Origin of the sequence: Micromonospora sp. NPDC002296 (assembly GCF_040296145.1) — a bacterium.
Taxonomy (GTDB): Bacteria; Actinomycetota; Actinomycetes; order Mycobacteriales; family Micromonosporaceae; genus Micromonospora.
Genome location: NZ_JBEOWQ010000050.1, coordinates 25,191 through 33,783, shown reverse-complemented (window position 1 = coordinate 33,783; position 8,593 = coordinate 25,191). Strand labels below are relative to the sequence as shown.

The 8,593-nt window shown below is 74.1% G+C and carries 10 protein-coding genes; all 10 read right to left on the bottom strand.

Annotated elements, in window-relative coordinates; all coding sequences use genetic code 11:
- Positions 1-645 (bottom strand): thiamine pyrophosphate-dependent dehydrogenase E1 component subunit alpha (locus ABT023_RS25510; protein WP_350888919.1); only part of this gene is annotated, 645 nt, incomplete at its 3' end.
- Entirely contained in the window at positions 642-1,439 is a 798-nt protein-coding gene (locus ABT023_RS25505; RefSeq protein ID WP_350888918.1) for a DUF3050 domain-containing protein, read from the bottom strand. The genes ABT023_RS25505 and ABT023_RS25510, both read right to left, overlap by 4 nt.
- 6 nt (positions 1,440-1,445) lie before the next feature.
- Positions 1,446-2,375, bottom strand: coding sequence for a phytanoyl-CoA dioxygenase family protein (locus tag ABT023_RS25500; RefSeq protein WP_350888917.1), 930 nt, complete (start codon positions 2,373-2,375; stop codon positions 1,446-1,448).
- Entirely contained in the window at positions 2,372-3,460 is a 1,089-nt protein-coding gene (gene hppD, locus ABT023_RS25495) for a 4-hydroxyphenylpyruvate dioxygenase (protein WP_350888916.1), read from the bottom strand. Before hppD ends, ABT023_RS25500 begins: the two co-directional genes overlap by 4 nt.
- Positions 3,461-3,530: 70 nt before the next feature.
- A complete protein-coding gene (locus ABT023_RS25490) occupies positions 3,531-4,790 on the bottom strand; it encodes a beta-ketoacyl-[acyl-carrier-protein] synthase family protein (protein WP_350888915.1) in 1,260 nt (419 codons plus the stop codon).
- Positions 4,787-6,403 (bottom strand): class I adenylate-forming enzyme family protein, encoded by a 1,617-nt coding sequence (locus tag ABT023_RS25485; protein ID WP_350888914.1) that lies wholly within the window; start codon positions 6,401-6,403, stop codon positions 4,787-4,789. Before ABT023_RS25485 ends, ABT023_RS25490 begins: the two co-directional genes overlap by 4 nt.
- Positions 6,400-6,990: a hypothetical protein gene (locus tag ABT023_RS25480; RefSeq protein ID WP_387017580.1), complete on the bottom strand. Its 591-nt coding sequence runs from the start codon at positions 6,988-6,990 to the stop codon at positions 6,400-6,402. Before ABT023_RS25480 ends, ABT023_RS25485 begins: the two co-directional genes overlap by 4 nt.
- The gene (locus ABT023_RS25475; protein ID WP_350888913.1) at positions 6,987-8,081 is read right to left on the bottom strand and encodes a beta-ketoacyl-[acyl-carrier-protein] synthase family protein; all 1,095 of its coding nucleotides are present in this window, start codon (positions 8,079-8,081) and stop codon (positions 6,987-6,989) included. Before ABT023_RS25475 ends, ABT023_RS25480 begins: the two co-directional genes overlap by 4 nt.
- The gene (locus tag ABT023_RS25470) at positions 8,074-8,319 is read right to left on the bottom strand and encodes an acyl carrier protein (RefSeq protein WP_161683979.1); all 246 of its coding nucleotides are present in this window, start codon (positions 8,317-8,319) and stop codon (positions 8,074-8,076) included. Before ABT023_RS25470 ends, ABT023_RS25475 begins: the two co-directional genes overlap by 8 nt.
- Positions 8,319-8,585 carry a phosphopantetheine-binding protein gene (locus ABT023_RS25465; RefSeq protein WP_350888912.1) on the bottom strand — a complete coding sequence of 89 codons (267 nt, stop codon included), beginning with the start codon at positions 8,583-8,585 and terminating at the stop codon, positions 8,319-8,321. Before ABT023_RS25465 ends, ABT023_RS25470 begins: the two co-directional genes overlap by 1 nt.
- Positions 8,586-8,593 lie beyond the last annotated feature (8 nt).

The following is an 8,593-nucleotide window of genomic DNA, read 5'->3' as shown; positions in this document are numbered from 1 at the left end:
GGCCGTGGCCTCGCGTACCGTCTCGGGGTCCTGGCCGTCGACGACGGCGGCCGGCATGCCGAACGCCTCGGCCCGGCCGCCGATGGTGCCGGCCACCGCGCCCTCGACGGGCATGGTGGTGGCGTAGCCGTTGTTCTCGCAGACGAACAGCACCGGCACCCGCCACAGCGCGGCCAGGTTGAACGCCTCCAGCAGCATCCCCTCGTTGACCGCGCCGTCGCCGAAGAAGGTCGCTCCGACGATGTCGTCACCGCGGCGCCGCCGGGCCCACACCGCTCCGGTGAGGATGGCCCCGGCGGCGCCCACGATGGCGTTGGCGCCGAGCACCCCGACGCCGAGGTCGGCGGCGTGCATGGACCCGCCCCGGCCCCGGTTGAGCCCGGTGACCCGGCCCAGCAGCTCGGCGAGCATCCGGGCCGGGTCGGCGCCTTTGGCGAGCACGTGGCCGTGCCCGCGGTGGGTGCCGGTCACCAGGTCGTCGGCGCGCAGCGCGGCGCAGACCCCGACGGCGATCCCCTCCTGACCGAGGTACGGATGGATGCCGCCGACGATCGCTCCCGAGCGGACCAGCTCGATCGCCCGCTCCTCAAACCGGCGGATCAGCCGCACCGCCCGGTACAGCCGGACGGGATCGGTGGGGGTCACGCCGGGTGACCCTCCTTGATCGCGTCGAGGACGTCGTCCCAGAGCTGCGCCCGGGCGGCCAGCGCCATGTTGACCGTGTCGGCGCACTCCTGCCACTTGGTGTCGTCGTCGCCGCACAGGTCCGCCAGCATCTGCATGGCCATCGGGGTGTGCTGCTCCCCGTCGACCTCGATGTGCCGCTCCAGGTAGTCGACGAACTTGTGCAGCTTCTGGCTGCGCTCGTTGACCGCGACGACCTGGGTGAACATGTCGGGGATCAGGTCCTCCCGGCCGAAGGCGAAGGCCGCCGCCTGGCAGTGCACCGGGGTCGACTCGATGATCTTCCAGGTGGTACCGGCGAACGTGGCGGACGGGCCGGGCACGCCGGCCTTCACCAGCGCCTCGGTCACCGACGCGCCGCCGCGCAGCAGGTCGATCAGCGCGTCGATGGCGGTGGTGGAGGCACCGGCCTCCCGCATGCCCTGCACGTACAGCTCGAAGTGGCTGATGTAGCCCTCGCCGAGCTCGTCGCTCTCCTCCACCATCACGATGTCGTTGATCAGCCGGCGGCTGCCGGTGGGCCCGGTGGGGATCCACGGCACCGTCACGCAGGTGAGCTGTCGCTGCAACGACTTCAGCAGGGACATGAAGTCCCAGACCGCGAAGACGTGGTGCTCCATGAAGGTGACCAGCGCCTCGTGGGTGTCCAGGTTGGCGTAGAGCGGGTGCTTGACCACCACGTCGCGGCGGTCGCTGACCGCCTGCTCCAGCCGCTCGATGCCCGGGTGCGTCTTGCCCCAGTCGTACCGTGACATTGTTGTTCAGCCTTCCTGCTGGGCGCGGTCGCGCCAGATGACCGGGCAGTATTCGGGGTCCGCGTAGTCCGGCCGACCGTCGTCGGTGCGGCGGACCAGCACGTCGTGGTTGTAGGCGGCGAGGGTGCCGTCGGAGAGCGGGAACTCCCGGTAGGCGTTCGCGCCGTCCTGCAGGTGCAGCGAGATCGCCCGGCGGGGACGGCCGCTGACGTTGGCGCCGCTGCCGTGGTAGGTGCGGCAGTGGTGGAAGCTCACGTGTCCCTTGGGGATTACCATGGGGATCTTGTCGATCCGGGCACCGTTGTGGGCGGCGTTCTCGGCCAGCATCTCCTCGAGCTGGCTGCGGTCGCGCTCGGCGAAGTGCCGCACGACGGTGTCGTTCGCGCCGATCTCCTTCCACCGGTGCGACCCGTCGACCATGGTGATGGTGCCCATCTCCTCGCCGCAGTCGTGGAAGGGGATGAACGCGGTGAGCATGTCCTCGGACGACGAGGACGACCAGTAGTGCTTGTCGAAGTGCCAGGGCACGATGTTCGACGGCTCGCCGGAGATCGGCGGCTTGTAGATCAGCGTGGACTGGAACACCCGGATCTCGGCGGCCCGGGCCAGCCGGGCGGCGACCGCCCCGAGCAGCGGCTTGCGCAGGATCGCGGCGATCCCGTCGTGCTCGTGGTGGACGTAGTCGTTGTGCCGCTGCACCGGGCCCTTCGACGGGTCCCAGTAGGCCAGCTTCGGCGGGCGCACCGGCAGGGTACGGTCCCGCTCGCCGTCGTAGTACCGGTCGGTGGCCGCCACCAGGGCGTCCACCTCCTCGTCGGTGAACAGCTTCTTCGACAGGTACCAGCCGTGCTCGGCGTAGAACCGCACGTCGGAGTCGGACGGCAGCAGCGCCTCCTCCTCGGCGGTCAAAGCCGGCTGAATGTCGACGGTCTTCACGCTCCCACCCCCTGTGCCGTGGCCGTGGCGGCCAGCTCGCGTTCCTTGGCCTCGTAGAGGGCCTTGATGTTGCCGCTGCCGAAGGTCAGCGCCCCGCGCCGCTCGATCAGTTCGAGAAAGAGCGTGCGGCGCACGTGCATCGACTCGGTGAAGATCTGCAGCAGCTGGCCGCCGTGGTCGCGGTCGACCAGGATGCTCAGCTCGCGCAGCCGGTCCAGCGGCGCGTCGACCGGGCCGACCCGCCGCTCCAGGTCGTCGTAGTAGGCGCCGGGGGTCCCCCCGGCGAAGCGGACCCCCCGCCCGCGAAGCGCGCCGACGGCGGTGACGATGTCGTCGGTGCGCAGCCCCAGGTGCTGCACCCCGGCCCCGGCGTGCTCGGCGAGGAACGCGTCGATCTGCCCCGGCCGGTGACCGCGGTCCGGCTCCAGCAGCACCAGGGTGACCCGCCCGGACGGGCTCTGCACCACGGTCGAGTTCATCGCCTGGCCGGCGACCTCCACGTGCTCGGTGAAGATCTGCGCGAATCCGAAGACCCGCTCGTAGTGGGCGACGGTGTCCGCGAGCTGCCCCGGCGGCACGCAGATGGCCAGGTGGTCGATCTCGGCGAGCAGACCGTCGTCCCCGCCGGTCGGCGGGTCCATCTCGATCGCCCCGGGCAGGAACTCGCGCCGGTCGCCCCGGCGCTGCACCAGCCGGTGCAGCACGTCGCCGAAGCCCCCCACCTCAGCGGTCACCACCTCGGCGTCCGCGCCGGTGAAGGTGGTCGGTGGGGTCACCGGCGTCGCCCCGCGGGCCACCAGTTCGGCGTACGCCCCGGCGGCGTCGTCGACCTCCAGCGCCACCACCGCGATGCCGTCGCCGTGCCGCTGCACGTACGTCGACGCCGGGTGCTGCGCGGTCAGCCCGGAGGTGAGCACCATCCGGATGTCGGCCTGGCCCAGCAGCAGCGAACGCTGCCCGGCCAGCCCGGTCTCCGGGCCGCCCTGACCGCGGAGCCGGAACCCGACGGCGGTGCCGAAGTAGAAGGCGGCCTGCCGGGCGTCCCCCACGTAGAGTTCGATGTGATCTATAGAACGAATGTCCATTTTCCAGCCCTTCCCATGTCCCCCCGTGACTGCCGCCCGGGCGGCGCACCGCCCGGAGTGGAACGAGCGATCACCTCCCCGGACCGGCGACGCGCGCACCCGCACCGGTGCCGCGCCGCAGCAGCAGGCTGACGTTCTGGCCGCCGAACCCGAACGAGTTGGTCAGCGCGTGCTCCGGGGCGGCCACCCTCGGTTCCTTGCTGATGTGGTCGGCGGGGCAGGCCGGGTCCGGGTCGTCGAGGTTCCAGGTCGGGGGCAGCAGCCCCCGACCCAGCGCCAGCGCCGTGGCCGCGGCCTCCAGCACCCCGGACGCGCCGAGCAGGTGCCCGGTGAGCGCCTTGGTGGAGCTGACGGGCACCCCGCCGTCGCCGAACACCGCGGTGAGCGCGGCGGTCTCGGCGATGTCGCCGAGCTTGGTGGCCGTGCCGTGCGCGTTGACGTAGCCGACGTCGCCGGCCGTCACTCCCCCGCTGGCCAGGGCGCGGCGCATGCACTCCGCCGCCCCCGCCCCGTCCGGTCGCGGCGCGGTCGGGTGGTACGCGTCGGTGTTCGCCCCGTAGCCGGCCACCTCGGCGTACCCGGTGACGCCCCGGGCGGCGGCGTGCTCGGCGCGTTCCAGCACCAGCAGCGCCGCCCCCTCGGCGAGCACGAATCCGTTGCGCCGGGCGTCGAACGGCCGGCTCGCCTCGGTCGGGTCGGCCCAGCCCCGCGCGAGGGCCCGGGCGTTGCCGAAGGTGTCGGCGAAGGTGGGGAACAGCGGGGCCTCGCTGGCCCCGCAGACCACCACGTCGGCCTCCCCGGCCCGGATCAGCCGGACCGCGTCGGCCACCGACTGCGCGCCGGAGGCGCAGGCGGTGCCGACCGACGAGCTGTAGCCGCGGATGCCGTGGGCGATGGCGATCCGCGCCGCCGGCATGTTCGGCAGGATCCCGGTGAGCAGGTACGGGCTGACCGCCGCCCGACCCCGGGCGGCCCGGGCCAGCACCTGGCTCTCCAGGGTGGACATCCCGCCGACCCCGCCCACGATCACGCCGATCCGCCCGGGGTCGACGTCCCGGCCCACCTCGATGCCGGCGTCGGCGAGCGCGTCGGCCGCGGCGAGCAGGGCGAGCACCACGATCCGGTCCAGCACCCGGGTCTCCGGGCCGGACGCGACGGTGCGCGGGTCGATGTGCGGCAGCAGCCCGGCCGCCTCCAGGGACTCCCGGGCGGGGTGGTCGTCGGCCGGGCGGGTCAGCCCGGACCGTCCGGTGAGCAGGGCGTCGAAGGTCTCCGCGACGCCCCGCCCGACCGGGGTGAACAGGCCCATCCCGGTGATGACGGCGGTCATGACGGCGACTCGGTCAGGTATCGCTCGCGCAGCACCACCTTGCGCACCTTCCCGGTCACGGTGACCGGGATGTCCTCCGAGTGCACCGGCACCACCCGGCGCAGGGTCGCCCCGACGTCGGAGCCCAGCGCGGCGCGCACCGCCTCGGTGCGGTCGACGTCCGGGTCGGCGCCGGCGGCCAGCTCCAGCAGCACGTCGGTGACGACCGTGTCGTTCTCCTTGACGATGACCGCCGTGCAGTCGGTGACGTCGGGGCAGGCGGCGAGGACCCGCTCCTCGGACAGCGCCGTGAAGTACCGCCGGCCGTCGCCGACCTCGACGGAGTCGGCCGCCCGGTCCATGTGGAAGTACCGGCCCTCGTCGTCGGCGTACACCAGGTCGCCGGTGAGGTACCAGCCGCGCAGCCGGAACCGGTACGTGGTGACCGAGTCGTTCCAGTAGCCCCGGAACAGCGACGGGGAGTCGATGCCGAGCCAGCCGACCTGGCCCGGGGGCAGCTCGTTGCCCTCGGCGTCGAGCACCGCGACCTTGGTGAACCGGTACGGGCGGCCCACGCAGCGGCCGTACTGGTTCGTCTCGCGGGTGTGGGTGATGTGGAACATCGAGTGGCCCATCTCGCTGGAGCCCAGCCCGTCGATGAAGACGGACCCGGGCACCCGGACCACTCCCTGGCGGGTGACGGTGTCCCGCGAGCCGACCGCGACGAGCCGGCGCACGTGCGGCTCGTGCGAGCAGTCGCCGGTGTTGAACCACAGCCGCACCGAGTCCAGGGCGTACCCGGACAGGTCGAACCGGGCCAGCTCCGCCCAGGTGACGGAGAACCCGAACACCCCGTCCGGCCGCCACCGCTGGATGGCGTCGAGTACCCGTTCCCCGCCCTGCTCGGACAGCAGGAACATCTCCGCCCGGTTGCCCAGCGCCTGGTTGACCATCAGCACGGTCGCGGTGTGCGGGGCGGGCAGCGCGTTGAGGATGCGGCCGGTGCCCTGCGCCTGCGGCATGGACAGCAGGTGCCGGGTCGCGGCGAAGAGACTCGCGTGCGAGTGCAGCACCGCCTTCGGCACGCCGGTGGTGCCGGAGGTGTGGGTGATGACGATCGGGTCGTCCTGATGGTGCCGGTAGTGCGCCGGGGCGGCGGCCGGGTCGCCGGCGCCGGCCTCGGCGGGGGTGCCGATCAGCGGCACGCCGAGGTCGTGGCCGGCCAGCAGGTCGGTGTGCGCGTCGTCGGCGAGCACGCCCGCGCCGCGCAGCCGGCGGATGTACTCGGCGGCGATCTCGGGGCGCAGCCTGCCGTTCATCAGCGCCGGGATCGCGCCGATGCGGGTCAGCGCCAGGAAGCTGAGCACCATGTCGGCGGCGGCCGTGGCCCAGACGGCGACCGGGTCGCGCGGCTTGACGCCCCGGGCGTGCAGCCAGGCGGCCCGGGCCGCGACCAGCTCGTCGAGCTGCCCCAGCGTCAGCGGGTGCTCGGCCGGGTGCCCGTCGACCGGCGTGTCGAAGGTCAGCCCCGGGCCGTCCGGGTCGGCGCCGTGCGCCAGTACCCGGGCCAGCATGTTGCCGGCGCCCAGTTCGGTGTCGGCGGCCAGCACGCCGCGCAGTCCCCTGGTCCTCATCGCGGGTCTCCTCCCCCCAGCAGCACCGCGGCGGCCCGGATCCCGGGCGCGTCGCCGGGATCCCCGGCCGCGACGCCCGCACCGGCGTCGTCGGGTGCCTGCTCAATCATGATCAACAATGTCTCGTCGGCGTCGCCGTCGTACCGCAGCAGTTCCGCCTCGGCCGTGCCCTCGGCCAGCGGGTCGTCCCCGGTCGGGGCGACGCAGACCACCGGCCCGCCCAGCCCCCAGCGCGCGGCGACGTGCCCGGCGACGCTGTTGGGCACCGACTGGTAGAAGAACAGCGGCCCGGGCCGCCCGCCCCGCGCGACCGTGGCGTGCACGTGGTCGGCGCTGGCCCGGTCCCCGGCGGCGCTGACCAGCACCACCGCGGTCCGGGCGCCGACCGGCTCCGGGGCCGGCCGTTCGCCGTGCCGGCGGGTGAGGCACCGCTCGGCGACGGCCGCCACGACCGGGCTGAACGTCGAGTGCACGAAGCCGGGCAGGGTCGGCGGCGCGCCGTCGCCCGGCTCGGGCCAGCGCGCCTGCGCGAGCACCCGCAGAGCGCCGGCCGCTTCCCCGCCGGCCCGGTCGGGCCCCCCGGTCACGCCGCACCCACCAGCAGTGCGGTGTTGGCACCGCCGAAGGCGGAGTTGAGGCTCAGCGCGTAGGCGGTGGCGGCCGGGCGCGGCGCGTCGCGGATGACGTCCAGCGGGCACGCCTCGTCCGGGCCGAGCCAGCCGGCGTTGACCGGCAGCTTCCCGTGCCGCACCGCGAGCACGGTCACCACGAGCTCCAGCAGACCGGACGCCTCCAGCGCGTGCCCGTGCAGCGCCTTGGTGGAGCTGACCGGCACCCGGCCGGCGTGTTCGCCCCAGGCCAGCCGCAGGGCCGCCGCCTCGGCGGCGTCGCTGTACCCGGTGCCCGTGGCGTTGGCGTTGACGTACCCGATCTCCTCGGGGGCGAGCCCGGCCCGGCGCAGGGCCGCACCGACCGCCCGGGCCAGCCCGCGCCCCTGCGGGTCGGGCTGGCAGGGGTGGTGGCCGTCGCCGGCCCGCCCCCAGCCGAGCACCGACGCCGGCGTGGGCGCGTCCCGCCGCCGGGCCGCCCCGGCCGATTCCAGCACCACGGCGGCCACCCCGTCGCCGAGCAGCAGCCCGCGGCGGCCGGCGCTGAACGGGCGCACCGCACCGTCGGTCGCGAACGCCCGCCCGGCGTCGAACAGCGCGTACTGGTCGGGCTCGACCAGGTAGCCGGCGGCGACGACGACCCGGTCGACGTCGCCGCGACCGATCAGCGCGGCGGCGTCGGCCACCGCCGTGGACGCCGACACGCAGGCACTGGTGTAGACCCGGGGGGCACCGGCCAGCCCGCACCGGCCGGCCAGTTCCCCGGCCAGCGCGGGCACCCCCGCCCCGCCGTGCGCGGCGAGCAGCAGCGGCGCGCCGGCCCGGTCGCCGGCGCCGAGCCGGGCCGCCGTGCAGGCGGCGTCCACCGCCTCGGCCAGCTCGTCGGCCAGCGGGCCGACGTCCGGCAGGGTGGCCGCCACGCCGACCCGGCGGGCCGCGGTGTCGAAGCGGTCGACCGGCCGGAACGCCGGTGCGCCGGCGAGCACCCCGGCGAGCTGCGCCTCGGCACCCCTGCCGAGCGCGCTGAGCGCGTGGACGCCGGTGATCCGTACGCCGGGCCGCTCAGCCATCTGCGGGAGCGGTCAGGCAGGCGTGGAACACCGCCAGGGCGTCGTCGACCGTCCGGATGCCGGCGAGCTGGTCGTCGGTGAGGTCGAGCCGGCGGTCGTAGCGCTGTTCGACGAGGTGGACCAGCCAGGCGAGTTCCATCGAGCCCACCCGGTCGGACACCTGGTCGACCGGTTTCGCGGTCATCTCGGCGAGCATGGTGAGCAGGTCAGCTCGCCCCAGGTCGGGCTGACCGGACATCAGGAGTTGCCGTCGGCCGTCGCGGCGACCCGGTCGGCGATCATCGTGGTGAACTCGCCGACCGTCATCAGGGCCAGCTTCTCGGACTCGTCGTCGGCGAACTTGAGGCCGTAGCGGTCCTCGACCCGTACGGACAGGTCGGCCAGGGCCAGCGACTCCAGGTCGACGCCGGAGGGGCCGAGGGTGGTGTCGTCGTCGATGTCGTCGACGTCGTAGTTCATGTCGGTGAGCTGCTCGATGACGAAGACGCGGACCTCGTCGCGCATGGTTAACC

What these genes read in the sequence shown, in the direction of transcription:
- ABT023_RS25465 (WP_350888912.1), bottom strand. Translation starts at nt 8,585, where the DNA reads ATGCGCGACGAGGTCCGCGTCTTCGTCATCGAGCAGCTCACCGACATG.
- ABT023_RS25470 (WP_161683979.1), bottom strand. Translation starts at nt 8,319, where the DNA reads ATGTCCGGTCAGCCCGACCTGGGGCGAGCTGACCTGCTCACCATGCTC.
- ABT023_RS25485 (WP_350888914.1), bottom strand. Translation starts at nt 6,403, where the DNA reads ATGAGGACCAGGGGACTGCGCGGCGTGCTGGCCGCCGACACCGAACTG.
- hppD (WP_350888916.1), bottom strand. Translation starts at nt 3,460, where the DNA reads ATGGACATTCGTTCTATAGATCACATCGAACTCTACGTGGGGGACGCC.
- ABT023_RS25490 (WP_350888915.1), bottom strand. Translation starts at nt 4,790, where the DNA reads ATGACCGCCGTCATCACCGGGATGGGCCTGTTCACCCCGGTCGGGCGG.
- ABT023_RS25505 (WP_350888918.1), bottom strand. Translation starts at nt 1,439, where the DNA reads ATGTCACGGTACGACTGGGGCAAGACGCACCCGGGCATCGAGCGGCTG.
- ABT023_RS25475 (WP_350888913.1), bottom strand. Translation starts at nt 8,081, where the DNA reads ATGGCTGAGCGGCCCGGCGTACGGATCACCGGCGTCCACGCGCTCAGC.